This is a genomic window from Microbacterium luticellae (assembly GCF_050408645.1).
Taxonomy (GTDB): Bacteria; Actinomycetota; Actinomycetes; order Actinomycetales; family Microbacteriaceae; genus Microbacterium.
In genome coordinates this window covers 331,393-348,295 of the sequence record NZ_JBNTKE010000003.1, presented here as the reverse complement: position 1 = coordinate 348,295, position 16,903 = coordinate 331,393, and the positions used below count along the sequence as shown (strand labels likewise).

At 61.3% G+C, this 16,903-nt stretch carries 15 protein-coding genes and 1 tRNA gene; 7 read left to right on the top strand and 9 right to left on the bottom strand.

The features are described from left to right. Positions 1 to 3: 3 nt before the first annotated feature. From ACQUSW_RS10315 to ACQUSW_RS10305, 3 genes are all read left to right on the top strand, one after another. On the top strand, positions 4 to 507 hold the full coding sequence (locus tag ACQUSW_RS10315) for a phosphoribosyltransferase (protein ID WP_428932206.1): 504 nt from the start codon (positions 4 to 6) through the stop codon (positions 505 to 507). Between the two features lie 68 nt (positions 508 to 575). After that, complete coding sequence (locus tag ACQUSW_RS10310) at positions 576 to 1,157, top strand: type IV toxin-antitoxin system AbiEi family antitoxin domain-containing protein (protein WP_428932205.1); 582 nt, start codon at positions 576 to 578, stop codon at positions 1,155 to 1,157. Positions 1,158 to 1,171: 14 nt separating this feature from the next. Beyond that, a complete protein-coding gene (locus ACQUSW_RS10305) occupies positions 1,172 to 1,537 on the top strand; it encodes a nucleotidyl transferase AbiEii/AbiGii toxin family protein (protein ID WP_428932204.1) in 366 nt (121 codons plus the stop codon). Here the strand turns inward: ACQUSW_RS10305 and ACQUSW_RS10300 are convergent. Genes ACQUSW_RS10300 through ACQUSW_RS10285 form a run of 4 tightly spaced genes read right to left on the bottom strand, consistent with a single transcriptional unit; the run spans position 1,534 to position 6,168 of the window. Next, entirely contained in the window at positions 1,534 to 2,724 is a 1,191-nt protein-coding gene (locus ACQUSW_RS10300; protein ID WP_428932203.1) for an acyl-CoA dehydrogenase family protein, read from the bottom strand. The two genes, ACQUSW_RS10305 and ACQUSW_RS10300, sit on opposite strands and share 4 nt — an antisense overlap. After that, on the bottom strand, positions 2,721 to 3,992 hold the full coding sequence (locus ACQUSW_RS10295; protein WP_428932202.1) for a beta-ketoacyl-[acyl-carrier-protein] synthase family protein: 1,272 nt from the start codon (positions 3,990 to 3,992) through the stop codon (positions 2,721 to 2,723). Before ACQUSW_RS10295 ends, ACQUSW_RS10300 begins: the two co-directional genes overlap by 4 nt. Next, on the bottom strand, positions 3,989 to 5,503 hold the full coding sequence (locus tag ACQUSW_RS10290) for a class I adenylate-forming enzyme family protein (protein WP_428932201.1): 1,515 nt from the start codon (positions 5,501 to 5,503) through the stop codon (positions 3,989 to 3,991). Before ACQUSW_RS10290 ends, ACQUSW_RS10295 begins: the two co-directional genes overlap by 4 nt. Continuing rightward, entirely contained in the window at positions 5,494 to 6,168 is a 675-nt protein-coding gene (locus ACQUSW_RS10285) for an HAD-IA family hydrolase (RefSeq protein ID WP_428932200.1), read from the bottom strand. The genes ACQUSW_RS10290 and ACQUSW_RS10285 overlap by 10 nt, the downstream gene beginning before the upstream one ends. Positions 6,169 to 6,289: 121 nt before the next feature. Between ACQUSW_RS10285 and ACQUSW_RS10280 the strand changes: the two genes are divergently transcribed. Next, entirely contained in the window at positions 6,290 to 7,777 is a 1,488-nt protein-coding gene (locus tag ACQUSW_RS10280; protein ID WP_428932199.1) for a glyceraldehyde-3-phosphate dehydrogenase, read from the top strand. Position 7,778: 1 nt separating this feature from the next. Here the strand turns inward: ACQUSW_RS10280 and ACQUSW_RS10275 are convergent, their stop codons facing one another. The 4 genes from ACQUSW_RS10275 to ACQUSW_RS10260 form a co-directional block, all read right to left on the bottom strand. After that, positions 7,779 to 8,549 carry an HAD-IIB family hydrolase gene (locus ACQUSW_RS10275; RefSeq protein ID WP_428932198.1) on the bottom strand — a complete coding sequence of 257 codons (771 nt, stop codon included), beginning with the start codon at positions 8,547 to 8,549 and terminating at the stop codon, positions 7,779 to 7,781. A gap of 92 nt (positions 8,550 to 8,641) precedes the next feature. Continuing rightward, positions 8,642 to 8,715 (bottom strand) — tRNA-Pro (locus ACQUSW_RS10270). 52 nt (positions 8,716 to 8,767) lie between these two features. After that, positions 8,768 to 9,829: a metallophosphoesterase gene (locus tag ACQUSW_RS10265; protein ID WP_428932197.1), complete on the bottom strand. Its 1,062-nt coding sequence runs from the start codon at positions 9,827 to 9,829 to the stop codon at positions 8,768 to 8,770. Beyond that, the gene (locus ACQUSW_RS10260) at positions 9,826 to 12,423 is read right to left on the bottom strand and encodes a transglycosylase domain-containing protein (RefSeq protein WP_428932196.1); all 2,598 of its coding nucleotides are present in this window, start codon (positions 12,421 to 12,423) and stop codon (positions 9,826 to 9,828) included. Before ACQUSW_RS10260 ends, ACQUSW_RS10265 begins: the two co-directional genes overlap by 4 nt. 99 nt (positions 12,424 to 12,522) lie before the next feature. On the opposite strand from ACQUSW_RS10260, the gene sp36 reads away from it, so the two are divergent. Together sp36 and ACQUSW_RS10250 are read left to right on the top strand one after the other, a co-directional pair. Next, positions 12,523 to 12,747, top strand: a complete 225-nt coding sequence (gene sp36 / locus ACQUSW_RS10255; RefSeq protein WP_428932195.1) for a Sp36 family protein — start codon at positions 12,523 to 12,525, stop codon at positions 12,745 to 12,747. Beyond that, positions 12,744 to 13,217 carry a RidA family protein gene (locus ACQUSW_RS10250; RefSeq protein WP_428932194.1) on the top strand — a complete coding sequence of 158 codons (474 nt, stop codon included), beginning with the start codon at positions 12,744 to 12,746 and terminating at the stop codon, positions 13,215 to 13,217. Before sp36 ends, ACQUSW_RS10250 begins: the two co-directional genes overlap by 4 nt. Before the next feature lie 121 nt (positions 13,218 to 13,338). Here the strand turns inward: ACQUSW_RS10250 and acs are convergent, their stop codons facing one another. Next, entirely contained in the window at positions 13,339 to 15,309 is a 1,971-nt protein-coding gene (gene acs / locus ACQUSW_RS10245) for an acetate--CoA ligase (RefSeq protein WP_428932193.1), read from the bottom strand. A gap of 365 nt (positions 15,310 to 15,674) precedes the next feature. On the opposite strand from acs, the gene ACQUSW_RS10240 reads away from it, so the two are divergent. Next, positions 15,675 to 16,847: a TadA family conjugal transfer-associated ATPase gene (locus ACQUSW_RS10240; RefSeq protein ID WP_428932192.1), complete on the top strand. Its 1,173-nt coding sequence runs from the start codon at positions 15,675 to 15,677 to the stop codon at positions 16,845 to 16,847. Positions 16,848 to 16,903: the final 56 nt, after the last annotated feature.

The following is a 16,903-nucleotide window of genomic DNA, read 5'->3' as shown; positions in this document are numbered from 1 at the left end:
TGCATGACGGCTATCGAGCGCGAAACACTCACCTGGGACGGATTCGGCGCGGCAACGCGCGACCTTGCCCGCACCATCGTTGACAGCGGCTTTCAGCCCGAGGTTGTTGTTGCCATTGCGCGCGGAGGGTTGCTGCCCGCCGGAGCCATCGCCTACGGCCTGGGTGCAAAAAACTGTGGCGCCATCAACGTCGAGTTTTATACCGGAATTGGCACTGTGCTCGACGCACCCGAGGTGCTACCGCCCGAGCTTGACATGAACTACCTCGACGGCCGCCGCGTGCTGCTCGTTGACGATGTGGCCGACTCGGGACGCACCCTCGCGCTGGCCGTAAAACTGCTCGCTGATAAAGGCGCCAACGTGCGTTCGGTCACCATCTACACCAAACCGACCACGGTTATTCAACCCGACTATTCGTGGAAACACACCGACCTGTGGATCAACTTTCCGTGGTCGTATCAGGGCACGGTCGTCGAAGAAGACCAGGGCCTGCCACCGAGCGCCTAGATGTACCCGGCCAGTACGCAGCAGGATGACCCAGAGCCAATAGTTACCCATTTTGGTATACTTTTGGCATGAACGAAGTGCTGACGTACCTCGAACGACTTCGAGAGATCGCGCTCGATCAGCACGGTTTCGTCACAACGGCACAGGCCTTTGACGAGGGCATCCCGCGCGTTGAGCTGCCAAAGATGGCGAAACGCGGCCGTATCGAGCGTGTTTCGCAGGGCATCTACCGGGTTCCTCAGGTGCCGTCGACCGGGCACGACAACCTCGCGCTCGCGGTGCTGTGGGCCGGGATCGATGAGGCATGTCTGTCGCATGACACGGCCCTCGCCGCGTGGGGCGTGAGCGACATCAACCCGAACCGGATTCACCTTACGATCCCGCACTCTCATCGCGTGCGCCGCGCGGGAGGTGATCGCTATGTCATCCATCGTCGCGACCTCGAACCGGACGAACGCACATGGTGGGAAGGCATCCCGATCACGAGGCTGCCCGTGACGATCGAGGATTGCATCGAGTCGGGAGTGCCGACGTACCTCGTGAGACAGGCGTTGGAGCGCGGAGCCGGTACGAGCCGCCTCCCGGATGCGGCGCGGGATCGGCTCGTGGCGATGCTCGATGCGCGTGACGCGGAAGGACAGCGATCCTGAATTTGTCAGACGCCATGGGCGAGTTGCGCCCGAAGGGGAAAGCACCGGCGTCGGCTCGCGTGTTGAACACGTGGATCGCGCAAGCGGAGCGACAGCTCGAGTCCGACGGCGGCCGGTTGGGCTGGCTGATCGCCTCGACAGTGGTTGCGGCTGCACTCCAGCAAGCTGTGGATGAGCAGGGCGAGCCGATGTTCCTCCTGAAAGGCGGAACGCTGCTCCAGCATCGCCTTCCCCAGCTCTCTCGTGCGACGACCGATCTGGACGGGCTCATCCGTGGCGATATCGATCGATTTCTTGCTGTGCTCGACGAGGTGCTCGATCGCCCGTGGGGCCCCGCCGGTTCGATATCGTCGCTGAGGCTCGGCCTGATCAGCTACTAACGGCGGACCGGGTGCACCTCATCATCGAGCAGCGCGGCCGCATACATGGGGCGCGCCGCGTCAACGCTCGGCGGATGGAACAGGCTCGCTGTGGCATCGCGCATAAGCCTGCTGAGCTCGTGGCTGTTGCTGAATCCGCTACCCCCTGCGCACTGCAGTGCTACTTCGGCCGTGCGGCGGGCGGCGTCCGAAGCGTTAACGCGCGCGCTCACTAAGCGCAGCGGCCAGCCTGCCCCGTGGTCGACCAGCTCATCCAGGTCGCGACAATACGTTTCGATCTGGGCGGGAACGGCCATGTAGGCCATGTGTGCATCGGCCAGACGCGTACGGAACTCGCCAATTTCGGCATACGACGACCCGGTTTTGGTGGAGCGACGTGCGTGCAAACCGGCTGCAGCCAGTTCGAGCGCACGGTGGGCAACCCCGGCATAGACCGAAGCAACAAGGAGCTGAAAACAGCTCGTGATGGCAAATACGAGCAGATCCGGATGCTGCCCCACGGGCACGTACCGTGCGACGTGTTCGGGGTTCATGCGGGCGTCGCGCAAGATGGTGGCTCGACTGTGTGAGGCGCGCATGCCCATGACGTCCCAGTCGTCGGAAATCGTCACTCCCTCGGCGTCACGGCGCACAAAGCCATAGACAAGGCGGGTTTCATCGTTCGCATCGCGGCCGTGCACGATCAGCCGTGTCCAGACCGGCGAGAGAGACGTGAAGATTTTTACCCCCGACACCCGGTAACCACCATCATCGGTGGAGGTCGCGGTGGAGTTGGAGTCTTGCAGAACCCAGTCGTTCGCGGGCTCACTGATACCGAAGGCAAAAATCTCGCCCGCCTTGGCTTCGTCAAAGACGAAGTTCATCGACGTATCGCCGCGTTCGTGCATAACGCGCACGACTCCCACACACATGAGGTGCATGTTGATGGCTAGTGCCGTAGCGGGTGCAGCCGAGGCGAGTCGCTGTTGCAGGCGAGAGACCTCGTTCAGGCTCAGGCCCGGCCCACCGTACTCGGTGGGTACCAGTACGCTCAGGTATCCGGTGGCCTGTAGGTCGGCGAGGTCTTCGTCGAAGAATGCGTTGTCACGGTCGTAGCGGTCGGCACGTTCGCGCAGTTGCTCCAGCAATGCATCGGGTAGATATTGCTGTGCCAACTGTGCGTGGTGGGCGGGCGAGTTATCGCTCATGAATGCTCCTTATCTGCTGCGGTTGGGGCAGCGGTAATGATGACGGTGCCGTTGTGCCCACCGAACCCGAATGAGTTCGACAGCACGTGGCGAAGAGAACGCGTGCGAGCCCGACCTGTGACAATGTTGAGATCGGCAAAGTCGTTGTTATCGAGGTTGATGGTCGGTGGAATGACGCTCGTCTGCAGTGACTGCACGGCAAGAATGGCTTCGAGGGCACCGGAGGCCCCCAGCAGATGTCCTGTGCTCGATTTCGGTGCCGTTATGGCAATCCCACTCAGGTGTTCACCGAATACTGTGCGCAGAGCCTGAGCTTCAGCCTCATCGCCACGCGGCGTACCCGTGGCGTGCGCACTGATGTGGTCGATTTCGGAGGGTACGAGCTCGGCATCGACGAGGGCTTGTTCCATAGCAAGCGCGGCACCCTGCCCCTGCGGATCCGGGGCCGTTGGGTGGTAGGCGTCGCTGGACTCGCCAAATCCGGTAAGTACCGCAAGGGGCTGCTGGCCACGCTCGCGCGCAACGTTTTCGGCCTCGATAAGAAGAGCGGCGGCGCCCTGGCCCATAACAAAGCCCTCGCGGTCATGGTCGAACGGCCGCGATGCGGCATCCGGATGCTGCCGATCACCCTTCGCGAGTGCTCGAAGGTTGCTGTTGGCGGCGAAATTGATGGGGTTGAGGCAGTCTTCCATGCCGACCACGAGTATGGCATCGGCGTAGCCGTGGCGGATGCGGCGCAGGGCCTGGCCGAGCGCCAGAGTGCTGCTAGCGCAGGTGGCCGTTATTGCGTGCGCAGTGTTGTGCGCGCCGTAGCGTTGACTGAGTACGGCGGCAGCTGCATCGGGTGCACCGTGCATCACAAGCGCGATGGGCACGGCTCGCGGTCCGCGCTCGTCGAAGGCGCGGGTGGCTGCGTGCGTGGCGTCGATAGGACCCGAACCGGTCGCCGCCAGAATGCCGAAGCGATGCGCCGGCCACGGCAGCTTATCGCGTGCTGCCCCCATGGCCTGATCGGCGGCAGCCACGGCCCACAGCTGCACAGGACTCAGTCGGCGCGCGAGTGCGTGGGGTACGGAATCGTCACTGACGAAACCGTGAATGGTCGCGCCAATCTGCACCGGCAGCCCGGCAAAAACGCTGTCATCGAGCGCACGAACGGCGCTTGTGCCCTCGCACACCGCTTGCCACAGTGCGGCAACGCTATGGCCACTGGGCGAAATAACGCCCATACCGGTAATAACGGCACGGCGCAGTAAACGGGTTGTCATAGCCGCACCGCGTCTCCGCGCAGTACGGCGTCGCGCGTGGCCGAACGACGCACCTTGCCGCCCACTGTGCGCGGCAGGGCGTCGAGCATATACCAGCGTGTAGGCACGAACTGCGGTGCCAAACGTGCGCGTGCCCACTCCTGCAGCGCCGTCTTTGGTACTGGTGCGCTGCCTTCCACAACGAGCGCTACAACAGAGCCCAGGCTCGTGTGCGGTAGAGCCACTGCGCACACCGCTTGTGCCGAAGAAAAACCATCGAAGGCTTGCTCGACCTCGGCCAGTGAAACCTTGTGTCCGCCCGTTATGGCAATGTCACCGGCACGGCCTACTAGTTGTATACGACTACCCACGCGTCGCGCCTGGTCATGCACCGTCGCCCAGCCGTCGTCATCGCGGAGGCGTTCGCTCGAGGTAGTGGCAATATAGCCGTCGGAGCACGCGGCAGCGCGAATCCACAGCGTGCCCCATTCGCCGTCGGCCAGCCGCCTGCCGTTGCTGTCACGAACTTCGGCGTCTATGTCGTCGTACACGCTGATCCAGGTGCCGTCGCCGTCGCGACTGTCACCGATAAACCCGATTTCTGCGGCGCCGTAATAGCTGATGAGTCGCGTGTGGGGTGCGGCAGCCGTGAGCCCGGAGCGCAGCGAGGCGGGCAGGTTCGCGCCCCCGGTGACAACAAGTTCCAGGTGGTCGATAAATGACGCATCGCGGCGGGCAGCATCAATGAGCGTCTGTACGACGGCGGGTACCGCCACGATGCGAGTGATGGCGGCGTTGCGTATTCGCTCGGCAACGTCGGTGGCCGAAAACGCATCCATCAGGTGAGCGCTTCCGCCCGAGGCCAGGCATTCGATGAGCGCGTACAGTGTCAGACTGTACGACAGCGGCCCGGGTGCCAGTGTTGCGACACCGTCAAAGGGTTCGAGGTGCGCGCTCGAGACGGCAAAGTTTTCGCGGTACTGTCCGCGAGTTTTGATGAAGGCTTTAGGTGCGCTCGTGGTTCCCGAAGAAAAAAGCAGCAGAAATGGTTCTTCGTCGCTGCGCACGGTGGGTGCCGGATGCGGCGTACCGCCCGTGTTCTCGAGCATCCGGAAGTCGTTCTCGCTGACCACGGTGCCCCTGTAGCCGTGTGTGGCAAGGCCGCCAGCCAGTACCGTGTCGTTGCTGATCACGAGTGTTATACCGCACTGCTGTATAACGCGTATGCGGTGTTCGAGTGGCCACCGCGGATCAATAACAGCAACGACAACTCCGTATCCGGCGAGGGCCGCAACGATGCGTGCTGCGGCATACGCGCTGTCGAGGCTTACCGCGATGATGGGTAGGCCAGCAGCTTCGGGTGCTGATGCAACCGGGCTGCTCTGCTGGTCAAGCAGCGTCTGTGTCGCGTGGTAAATGCCGGGGGACTCGGCAACCAGCTCGCCATAGCTGAGTGATGTTTCGGTGTCGGCAATGGCGGTGCGGTTGGGGTGGGTGCGTGCTGTGGTCAGCACGGTGGCCGTTAGTGGCACGATTCTTCCGCAGGAGTGGTGACCGTGATGGTTATCGCACTGTCGTTGACTTCGACCCCGAGGGGCTGCAGGTCGTGCACGACCGCATGGGGTGAGTGCTTGGCGGCGCTCGCGCCAATACCGATCACGGCCATGCCTGCAGCGTGTGCGGCCTGAATACCGGCACCGGAGTCTTCGAGCACAAGACACTCTTCGGCGGGTATGCCCAGTAGCTCTGCGGCACGTAAGAAGCCTTCCGGATGCGGCTTACTGGCTGTGACGTCTTCGGCGGTAACGATGATGTCGGTGAGGGGCAGCCCTGCCGCTGCCATTCGTGCTTCGAGTAGGGGACGATTGGCCGAGGTGACAATCGCATGAGGTACACCTTGGAGGGCTTTTAGCAGCACCCGGGCACCGGTAATCTCGACCACTCCGCGGGTGTCGGCGGTCTCAGCGGCTAATAGCGCCTGGTTCTCAGCAATGTTGATGGCGTGATCGCGGTCGGGTAACAGCAGCGCCATGCTCTCGTGCCCCTGTCGTCCATGCACAGTAGTGAGCACGGTATCGGGGTCGAGGTCGTGCTGTGCCGCCCATTCCAGCCACAGGCGCTCCACGACCGCGATGGAATTGACCAGTGTTCCATCCATGTCTAACAGCACAGCTCGAACGGTGAAAGTCTGTGTCATACATCCAGGCTAATGCGCTGGCGGGTGGCGTGGGTTGTTCATGTACGCTGGGGGTGATCCCCCGCTCTACACTTCCGCACCGCAACCCGGCTGCGGACGATTCAGTCATGCAAGGATGCAGATGAACGATTTTGTGGTGCATCGCAACGAATGGACTCACAAAGAAGAACTCGCCGAGCGGATGATCCCGCTTATCGGTTCGCTCACCCGCCAGCGAGACGTCGTGACGTCTCTGCACGGACACCGGCTCCTAGGGCTGTCTACAACGGGTCTGCTCGAAGTGCACGAGCGAGTAGCGGCCCTTGGTCTTGGGCACTCTGATGTTCGCGATACCCTGGCTGTGCTCGAAGCCCTCCACCGGATCGGACCGGGCCGCTCGTCGCTCGACGTCGCGAGGCTGGCGGCATCATTCCGCGAAGACTCAGGACACTCGGCGTCGTGTCTGGACGAACCGAAGGTTGCCGACGAACTCGAAACCTATTTACGCCGCATCGTTGCCTCGACACTCGGTGAAGAAAGCCAGGAACCGACCGATGTAGTGCTGTACGGGTTTGGCCGTATTGGCCGACTCCTGGCACGCATACTCATCACGCGCACCGGTGGCGGCAGTGGTCTGCGTCTGCGAGCCATTGTCGTGCGGCGCAGTGGCGAGCACGACCTGATGAAACGCGCTTCGCTGCTGCTGCGCGATTCTGTGCACGGCCGCTTTGAAGGTTCGGTTGATGTTGACGAAGAAAATAGTCAGATCATCGCGAACGGCACTCGTATTCAGGTGATTTACTCCGACGACCCCGCAGCCATCGACTACACCGCCTACGGCATGAGCAACGTTATCGTCGTCGACAATACGGGCCGGTGGCGTGATGAAGCCGGGCTCGCGCAGCACCTGCAATCTCGTGGCGTCGCGCGCGTTCTGCTGACCGCACCCGGCAAGGGTGAGTTGAAAAATATTGTGCACGGTATTAACGACGACACGATTACCGACAGTGACACTATCTTGTCGGCGGCATCGTGCACCACCAACGCCATCACCCCGGTGCTTAAGGCCGTCAACGAGGCCTACGGTATTGTGCGGGGTCACGTCGAGACTGTGCACGCATTCACGAACGATCAAAACTTGATCGACAACATGCATAAGGGCGACCGCCGCGGTCGATCCGCTGTGCTCAACATGGTGATTACCGAAACCGGTGCGGCAAAAGCTGTTTCACGTGCTCTGCCTGAACTCACCGGCAAACTCACCGGTTCAGCTATTCGCGTGCCCACCCCGAACGTATCGCTGGCAGTGCTGCATTTAACGCTGGAGCGCGCGGCGAACACCGAAGAGATCAACGACTATTTGCGCCGGATCTCGCTGCATTCCAAGCTGCGACAGCAGATTGACTACGTTGAGTCGCCCGAAGTGGTTTCGACCGACTTTGTCGGCTCTCACCGCGCCGGTATTGTTGACGGGCTTGCGACCGTCACGCACGATGATTCGGTCGTGCTCTACGTGTGGTACGACAACGAGTACGGGTATTCGTGTCAGGTGATTCGCGTGCTCGAAACGATGGCGGGTTCGCACCCGGCTGTGCTTCCGGCACGTCGGGAAGTGACGCTGTCGGCGTAGGTTACGCCGTACCTGCCTGGTAGCGATCAAGCAGAGCGTCGAGGTGCTCGGCGGTGTCGCGCCATCCGGTTACCGCGATGGACGGCACACCGAGCGCCAAAACGGGGTAGTCGTTTCCGCCTTCGTCGAGGCGATCACCAAAGAACAGCATGTCGGCAAAGCCGATACCCGTGCGCTCCGAAAGCTCGCGCATACCGTAGGCCTTATCGATGCCCTTGCGGGTGATGTCGATTGACGTCGAACCGCCGGCACGAACCTCAAGCTCGGGCAGGCGTGCAGCAACGGCGTCGCGCAGAGCCAGGCGCTTCGAGCCGGAAGGATCCCACGCGTGCTTATGCTCGGCCGGGGCCTGCTGGCCAAGCGCCGAGAACGTAATCTGCGAACCCCGGTCTTCTAATATCTCGCCCCAGGGGTTGATTTCCCACAGGTCTAGACGCTCGGCCTCTTCGCGCAGTGCGCGCATCGCCTGTTCTTTTTCGGCGACGGAAAGATCGTGTGCGTAGACGGCCTGAAAATCGCCGTCGGTGTATCGCAAATATTTGGTTCCGCATGTGGGCATCAGGTGCAGGCGGTCGAGCATGGCAGCCGGTGGATTCACCAGCTGATCGAGCAGCTGGGTGCGAAACTGCTGCTCATTCCCCCCAGAAATCACGGCCACCTCGGCATAGCTGCTCAGCCGGGTAAGAAGATCACTAATGCGAGCATCGATAGCGCTCTTAGACGGTGCCAGAGTGTCGTCAAGATCAAACGCCACCAGAAGCGGAACAGCCATGGGTCCTCCCCGTGATCTAACCATTGCTGCGACATGCCAGCCGTGTGACACGACAGAGGCACATCACTGTGTCGTGATGTGCCTCTTGTGTGTCGGGGTGACAGGATTTGAACCTGCGACCTCTTCGTCCCGAACGAAGCGCGCTACCAAGCTGCGCCACACCCCGTGGCAACCCGTCGAGTCTACCCCGAAACCCAGGATGACCCGAAATCGAGGAGTCAGTTTCCGGATGCCGCGGGCATGAGCGTCAACAGCGTGGCTTCTGGGCGACACGCAAATCGCACGGGTGCATAAATTGAGTGCCCACATCCGGCACTCACATGCAGCGGAATACGCCGCCCGGCGTGCTCCCACGTGCTCAATCCGCGTGCCTGGCGTCGTGGAATATCGCAGTTGGCCACGATGGTTCCATACCCGGGTAGGCACACCTGGCCACCGTGAGTGTGGCCGCCAAAAATCATGTCGGCACCCAGGTCAACAAAGCTGTTGAGCACCCGCTGATACGGTGCGTGCGTCACTGCGAGGAGGGGAGTGTTGGCTGAGGCATCGGCACGTAGCGCTGCCAGTTCTTCTGTGACGGCGTCAATGTCGTCCCACTCGCGGTGGGCGTCGTCAACACCCACAACATCGATTCGCTTGCCCGCCACCTGCAGCGATGCAGCCTCGTTATCCAGGCGAGCCCAGCCGAGCTCACTCATTAAGAAATCATCAAGAGCGTCGGTGTCGAGCAGGTCGGGCTCGTGGTTGGTTGTGGAGGGCCCGAGAAAGTAACGGAACGGATTCCTCGGGCTCGGCGCATATTTGTCGTTCGAGCCATGCACGAATGCGCCGGGAACACCCGCGAATGGGGCGAATGCGCGACGAATACCGTCAAGGCCATGACGGTGGCCCAGGTTGTCGCCCGTGTTGATGACCAGATCGGGTTTCAACTGGGCCAGAGACGCCAACCACTGCTGCCGCCTTTTTTGCCACGGCGCCATGTGGGCATCAGAAATATGCAAGACCCGTAGCGGCGTGCTGCCCTCGGGTAGNAGATCGGGTTTCAACTGGGCCAGAGACGCCAACCACTGCTGCCGCCTTTTTTGCCACGGCGCCATGTGGGCATCAGAAATATGCAAGACCCGTAGCGGCGTGCTGCCCTCGGGTAGCGCATACGCGGTCGCTAGACGCAGCGTGTACAAATGGCGTTCAATGCCCACACCCCATACGGCAGCGGCAAGGCCAGCGGCGCTGACCGTGCCCAGCACAGTCAGCGCCGCTCGCGAAGTGCGACGGGTCACGGACACTCTTCTTTCGAATACGTCAGGGTGATCTGCGTGTTCGAGGGCACTTTACTGCCCTGGCCCGGACTCATCGAGCTGACCGAACCTTCTTCTGGCCCGCCCGTTGTACAAGCGCCGAGAACAACGTTGCTGTAGCCCTCTTTATTGAGCTTGGTAATGGCATCGTTGAGGCTCTTGCCCGTGACGTCCGGTAGCCCCTTCTTGGAGGGCGGCGCCTTGCCGGTGCTCGGAGAGATCGTTACCGAAGTGCCGCTTGCTACTCGGCCCGCACCCGGGTCTTGTTTGGCAACGGTGTCTTTCGGGTGAGTGCTATCAACAGCCTTACCGACGGTGACATCAAAGCCCGCCTCGGTGAGAATCCGTGTGGCCTCATCGATCGTGCGTCCTGTGACATCCGGCAGGTCAACGTATACCTGGCGGATAAGGTCGGCCTCCGGGCCGGGGAAGGCATTGCCACCAAATTTGGCGTTCGCGGCCCCCTGCATATCGCGGGCAAGAATATAGCGAATACCCGGTAGCCAGTTGCCCTGCGTCTCGTAATAGTCAAGGGTCTTTGTGCCCGTGTACTGACCAACCCAGACAGCGGTTGCCGCGTTGGTCGAAGCCTCGATCATCATCGTCTGCTCTTCGTTGTGCGTACCCGTCTTGCCCAGAAGGGGGGTGCCATCCCATGGGTTAGCAGCTGTACCCGTACCACTGGTCATGACATTCTCGAGTGCGTACGCAGCCGTTGCCGCAACACCCTCGTCGATAACTTTCTTGCACGACGTTTCGGGGATCGGCAGTTCGTTATCGTCGGGGCCAACAACCTTGACGATTGCCTTGGGTGAGCAGTAGGTGCCATTGTTCGCGATCGTGGCGTATGCGGCCGCCATGTCGAGCGGCGCGATGGCCTTATCGCCGAGCACGTTGAAAGGAACGTTTTCGTCGGTCACCTTGTCGCCGTTACCGAGCTTCACGCCCATGCGGTCAGCAACCCGGTTGATATCGCACAGGTTGAGCTTCTCGGCCATGGCGAAGTAGCCCGAGTTCAGCGACTCTGTCGTGAAACGCATAGGCGTGCCCGAGTAACCGCGAATACCGCCGGCGTTCTTTACCAGGTCGGCGTCAAACGGCACAGGGTCGCCGTCGCAGCTCATGTTGTTGAACTTACGGTTGGTGCCGTTCAAGCCCTCATTAAGTGAGTGGCCCTTCTCGAGCCAGTCAACCAGAGTAAACAGCTTGTACGTTGATCCGACAGAAAAACCGATCGACGAACCGTGATCAGAGTCGGCGGCAAAAACCTGCGCCGAATAGCCCGGCTGGCCCGCTTTCGCGCTGTCTTCGCTAAACACAGTGTTTTGCACCATCGCCAAGATAAGGCCGGTTTTGGGATCAATAGTGACGCCGGCAGCGCCCAGTGCTAGATCCGGAATATTCGTTGCCACGTTCTCAGCCATCGAGACGTTAGCGGCACGCTGAACATCGGCATCGAGCGATGTGTAAATATCGAGACCACCACGACGCAAGACCTCGTCACGGTCTTCCTGCGTCTCACCAAAGACAGGGTCGCTTTCGATGATGGTTTTTACGTACTGGCAGAAGTACGCGTTACGTTTAGCCGCCGCACAGCCCGACGAGGGTTCGACAATGTCGGGAGTGATCGGCTCTGCATAGGCTTCGTCGTGCTGTTCTTGTGTGATCTTGCCGTCGACCAGCATCCGGTTCAGAACATAATTGCGACGCTTGAGCGTTTCGGCGTAACCGTCTTCTTCGGAGTTGATGAAAGAGTCGGTCTCGTCGTCGTAGAACGAACCCGTCGGATCGTCGATACGGTACGCGTTGGGGGCCTGCACCATACCGGCCAGCGTCGCTGCCTGAGAGATGGTCAGTTTCGCCGCCGTAGTGTTGAAGTATCGCTGCGAAGCCGCCTCAATGCCGTAGGTGAGACCACCGAAGTTGGCCAGGTTGAGATACCCAATCAGAATCTCGTTTTTCGAGTAGGTTTTCTCGAGCTGAATCGCATAGCGCATCTCTTGCAGCTTGCGCTCGATACCTTCCGCACCCGTTGACGCGGTTGCTTCAAACCAGCAGGCGTCCATCTTTTCGTCGCGCTCAGGGTCGCTCGTGCGCACCTGCGCTTCACAGCGCTGCATCTGCACGTTCTTGACGTACTGCTGACTAATCGACGAACCACCCCGCGTCGACTTTTTCTGCAGGTTATCGATGAGTGCTTTCGTTGTTCCCAACAGATCGATACCGCCGTGCTCGTAGAAGTTTTTGTCTTCACTCGACAGCAGCGCTTCGTACATGACCGGAGCAACCTGGTCATATTTGACCGGAATGCGGTTTTGATCGTAAAAGCGTGCCAGCTGCACAGGGTTGCCGTTTTCGCCCGTGTAATAGATGGTCGTGGGTTCCATCGGCCGGTCAATCTGCAGGTACGAAGGCAGATTGTTGAAGAGCTCGATCGACCGAGTTGCTGCCACGCCGCTGACAGCAATGGCGGGTGTCACGGTGGCGGTAATGAGCATGCCTGCTACGGCGCTCAGACCAATGAGTCCGGCCAGACCGCCGAGCACGCTCCGCAGGGTACGGGGGGATTGGGACATATGTGAGATCGTAGGGGAGTTCCCTGGGGAGTTTCTTCGGAAACGCGAATTTACCCCACAATAGGGGATAACCGCGCTATCTCGCACCTGTGGAGGGTCATGACTACCTGGGAGTATCTGACAACACCGCTCGTTATTCACAATACGGCGGCAATTTTGAACAGCTGGGGCAAGAAAGGCTGGGAGCTGGTGCAGGTTGTGCCCGGCCCCGAAGGCGGCCTTGTTGCCTACTTCAAGCGCCCCGTAGGCGCGCAGTCCGACAGCAATGCCGGTCTCGCAGCCGCGGCCGAAGCCTCGCGTCGATTCGAAGGGGAGCAGCAGTGAGTATCTCGCAGCGACTCGACGAACTCGGCATCCAGCTGCCTGAGGTCGCCGCACCGGTGGCAGCCTACGTGCCCGCACGTGTGCATGGCGACCTCGTTTACACCTCGGGGCAGCTTCCATTTATTGACGGGGCTCTCCCGACAACCGGAAAAGTAGGCGGCACCGTCACAGCAGAGCAAGCGCAGCAACTGGCTCGCACCTGCGCGTTGAACGCTCTGGCCGCGGCCGCAGCGGTCGCCGGCGGAGTCGACCGCATCGCCGGTGTTCTGCGCGTGGGTGGATTCGTTGCATCCGAAGCCTCTTTTACCGGGCAGCCGGGCGTGGTTAATGGCGCGAGCGAAGTGCTCGGAGAAATCTTTGGCGAGGCCGGGGCCCACGTGCGCGCTGCGGTGGGTGTTTCGGTTTTACCGATCGACTCGCCCGTCGAAGTTGATGTCGTGTTCACCCTCGCACCTCTGGCCGCAAGCTAGGCGGGCTAGGCAAGCTCGAGGGGTAAAAACATAAGAGTGTGGGGTGAGAGTCCGTGTGATTCTCGCCCCACACTCTTTGTGTGTGCCTCTTTTGTGGTTTTGTGGTTTTGTGGGGCGGAGGCTATTTCACCTGTGCCGAGATAACGCTCATGACGGCGGTATCGGCCAGCGTCGTGGTGTCACCCACTTCGCGGCCCTCGGCGACATCGCGCAGCAGGCGGCGCATAATCTTGCCCGAGCGTGTCTTGGGTAGTTCGCCCACAATGTACACGTCGCGCGGGCGTGCAATCGGGCCGATCTGTTCGCCCACCCACTGGCGTAGCTGGGTGGCGAGTCCCTCGGGGGAGTGTTCGGCGAGGTAGCTCTCTTTGATGATCACGAAGGCAACTACGGCCTGGCCGGTTGTTTCGTCCGATGCTCCCACGACCGCTGCTTCGGCGGTGGATTCGTGGGCGACCAGCGCCGACTCGATTTCTGCGGTTGAAAGGCGGTGGCCCGAGACGTTCATCACGTCGTCGACGCGGCCCAGCAGCCACAGGTCGCCGTCGTGGTCGAGTCGCGCGCCGTCTCCGGCAAAGTAGTAGCCCTGCTGCGCGAATTTTTCCCAGTAGGTTTCTTTGAACCGCTCGGGGTCGCCCCACACGCCACGAAGCATGGCGGGCCAGGGTTCGGTGATAACGAGCAGGCCACCGTTGCCGTTACCCACGGCGGCACCCGCTTCGTCGAGAACATCGATCGAGATACCGGGCAGGGGAGTCTGAGCCGAGCCGGGCTTGGTGGCGGTGACGCCGGGCAGGGGCGAGACCATAATGGCGCCCGTTTCGGTCTGCCACCATGTGTCGACGATGGGCGCTTTATCGGCGCCAATGACATCGCGGTACCACATCCAGGCCTCGGGGTTGATGGGCTCGCCCACCGAGCCAAGCAGCCGGATGCTCGACAAGTCGTACTGCTGCGGAATGTGGCGACCAGTTTTCATAAACGCCCGAATGGCTGTCGGTGCCGTATAGAAAATGCTGACGCCGTATTTTTGGATGAGCTCCCACCAGCGCCCTGCATGCGGCGTTTCGGGGGTGCCTTCGTACATCAGCTGGGTTGCTCCGTTGGCGAGCGGTCCATAGGTCACGTAGGTGTGGCCGGTGACCCAGCCGATATCGGCGGTGCACCAGAACACATCGCTTTCCGGATGCAGGTCAAAGACGTTGCGGTGGGTGTAGGCGGCCTGCACCAGGTAGCCGCCGGAGGTGTGCAAGATGCCCTTGGGTTTGCCCGTTGTGCCGGAGGTGTAAAGGATGAACAGCGGGTTTTCGGCGGGGAACGCCTCGGCTTCGTGTTCTGCAGAGGCAGCAGGAACAACATCGTGCCACCACAGATCGCGTTCGCTGTTCCACTCCACGTCGTTGCCGCCGCGGCGCACAACAATCACGTGTTCGACGGTGTTTTGTTGGCCCGAGCCGTTGTGGTCGCTAAGCGCCAGATCGACGGCGGGTTTGAGGGGTGAGACGCGGCCTTTGCGGTAGCCGCCGTCGGCGGTGATAACGACTTTGGCGCCGGCGTCGTCAATGCGTGAGCGCAGGCTGTCGGCGCTGAAACCACCGAACACGACGGAGTGAATAGCGCCGAGGCGTGCCACGGCGAGCATCGAGATCACGGCTTCGGGAATCATGGGCAGGTAGATAGCAACGCGGTCGCCCTGGCCAATGCCGAGGCCTGCCAACATGTTGGCGGTGCGCTTGACCTCTTCGGTCAGTTCGGCGTAGGTGATGCGACGCTCGTCGCCGGGTTCACCCTCCCAGTAAATGGCTACCCGGTCGCCCAGGCCATTTTCTACGTGGCGGTCGAGGCAGTTGTACGCGACGTTGAGTTCTCCGTCGTCAAACCACTTGGCAAATGGTGGTGTTGACCAATCGAGCACGCGGGTAAACGGTTTGTGCCATGTGACATGGTTGCGAGCTTGGTCGCCCCAGAATGCTTCGCGGTCGGCCTTGGCCTGGCCGTATAACTCGGCTGTTGCCACTGCCTGTGCGGCAAATTCGGGCGAGGGAGGAAACTGGCGGGTTTCGCTGAGCAGGTGGTCAATTTGTGCGCTCATAGCAGCGGACGCTCCTTTGCGGCGGGGGTCATTCACGAGTCGCCGCACGAGGGCGACATCCGGAATCTATCGGGGCGAATGCACCCAGCAATACTGCCGAAAGTTAGTATCGGCACAGGGGTTTGTAAGGACGCCTTCTTTCTTGTACTGTAGGCGCTGGCCCGAATCTCCATTCCGGCTTCGCGCAGCGAAAGCCCCCCGATCGTCTGCGCAGGTGGCATCCCGTTCCCCCCGCGGGATGCCACCTTTATTTTTTGTTGCTCGTTTCCCTCACACAGCAGCACCGAAATTGGTTATCCCCGGATGCCGCAGATAGGCGGTTTTTGCGCGGCGTGCCGCGGCCGTACTCGCCTAACTTTGCGGGCATGTCCTCGCCCTTTGTTATTGCTCCACGCCCAGGGTTCGCGCCGCATCCGGCCGATGTTCCCCTGGCCGAAGTTTCTATGGCAGCGGCCACCGCCGCGCACGACGACGTGCTGCGCCACGACATCTTGCCCGCCCCTCTCGATGAGTTCGACAAAAGTGACGAACTTGCCGAGCACGCGCAGCCCTGGGTTCCGCAGCCCCCGCAAGAAAAAGGTGCGCGGGCCTTGCGGTTTGATCCGGCCTTCGGCGACCTCGCACCCTACTGTGCCGATGAGTCAGTGACCGATATTTTTGTCAATGGAGATACGGGACTGTTCGTCAACCGGGGTCACGGCATGCAGGCAGTGCCCGAATGGTCGGCTTCAGAACGCGAAGTGCGCGCGCTCGCCGTCGCCCTCATTGGTTTGGGTGATCGGCACGTAGACGACCGCTCGCCCTGCGTCGATGTGCGCCTGGACCGCGGCATCCGGGTGCATGTTGTACTGGGGCCCGTGGCGGTGGGAGGCACGGCCATCTCGATTCGAATCCCGCGTGTTCCCGCCGCTGATTTACCCTCACTGCAGCGGCTGGGAAGCCTGACCGCACAGCAAGCACAGTGGCTGGAAAGCGTGGTGCATGACCGACTCAACGTACTGATTACTGGCGGCACCGGAACAGGAAAAACAACGCTGCTGAGCGCACTGCTCTCGCATGTGCGCGACACCGAACGCATCGTAACGATCGAAGACGTCGCCGAACTACAGCCGCAACACCCCCACCATGTTGCGCTCGAATCGCGACAGGCAAACCTTGAAGGCGCGGGAGAAATTGACCTTGCGCGGCTCGTACGAGAGTCACTGCGTATGCGCCCCGATCGCATTGTTGTGGGCGAATGCCGCGGTGAAGAGATTCGTGACTTGTTGACAGCGCTCAACACCGGACACGACGGCGGGGCCGGCACACTGCACGCGTCAAGCCTTGACGATGTTCCGGCGCGGCTGGAGGCACTGGGCGCACTGGCGGGAATGGGTGCGGTGGCACTTGCTCGTCAAACCGTGAGCGCATTCTCTCTCGTGGTGCATGTCGGCATAGACCGCAGCGGTAAACGCCAACTGGCTCAGGCCGGGCAGTTCGTTCTTGACGGCGACCGCTTAGGGATCGTTGACATTCAACCGTGGGCAACGAACGCATGAGGGCCGGCACAAAGGTTTCGTTCCGGTTTTCACCGAAGCCCGCCCACGACAAACAC

Bases quoted from the DNA above. Each gene is read 5' to 3' on its own strand.
- ACQUSW_RS10240 (WP_428932192.1), top strand. From the start codon at position 15,675: ATGTCCTCGCCCTTTGTTATTGCTCCACGCCCAGGGTTCGCGCCGCAT.
- ACQUSW_RS10280 (WP_428932199.1), top strand. From the start codon at position 6,290: ATGAACGATTTTGTGGTGCATCGCAACGAATGGACTCACAAAGAAGAA.
- ACQUSW_RS10305 (WP_428932204.1), top strand. From the start codon at position 1,172: ATGGGCGAGTTGCGCCCGAAGGGGAAAGCACCGGCGTCGGCTCGCGTG.
- ACQUSW_RS10310 (WP_428932205.1), top strand. From the start codon at position 576: ATGAACGAAGTGCTGACGTACCTCGAACGACTTCGAGAGATCGCGCTC.
- ACQUSW_RS10285 (WP_428932200.1), bottom strand. From the start codon at position 6,168: ATGACACAGACTTTCACCGTTCGAGCTGTGCTGTTAGACATGGATGGA.
- ACQUSW_RS10260 (WP_428932196.1), bottom strand. From the start codon at position 12,423: ATGTCCCAATCCCCCCGTACCCTGCGGAGCGTGCTCGGCGGTCTGGCC.
- ACQUSW_RS10300 (WP_428932203.1), bottom strand. From the start codon at position 2,724: ATGAGCGATAACTCGCCCGCCCACCACGCACAGTTGGCACAGCAATAT.
- ACQUSW_RS10295 (WP_428932202.1), bottom strand. From the start codon at position 3,992: ATGACAACCCGTTTACTGCGCCGTGCCGTTATTACCGGTATGGGCGTT.
- acs (WP_428932193.1), bottom strand. From the start codon at position 15,309: ATGAGCGCACAAATTGACCACCTGCTCAGCGAAACCCGCCAGTTTCCT.
- ACQUSW_RS10275 (WP_428932198.1), bottom strand. From the start codon at position 8,549: ATGGCTGTTCCGCTTCTGGTGGCGTTTGATCTTGACGACACTCTGGCA.
- sp36 (WP_428932195.1), top strand. From the start codon at position 12,523: ATGACTACCTGGGAGTATCTGACAACACCGCTCGTTATTCACAATACG.
- ACQUSW_RS10315 (WP_428932206.1), top strand. From the start codon at position 4: ATGACGGCTATCGAGCGCGAAACACTCACCTGGGACGGATTCGGCGCG.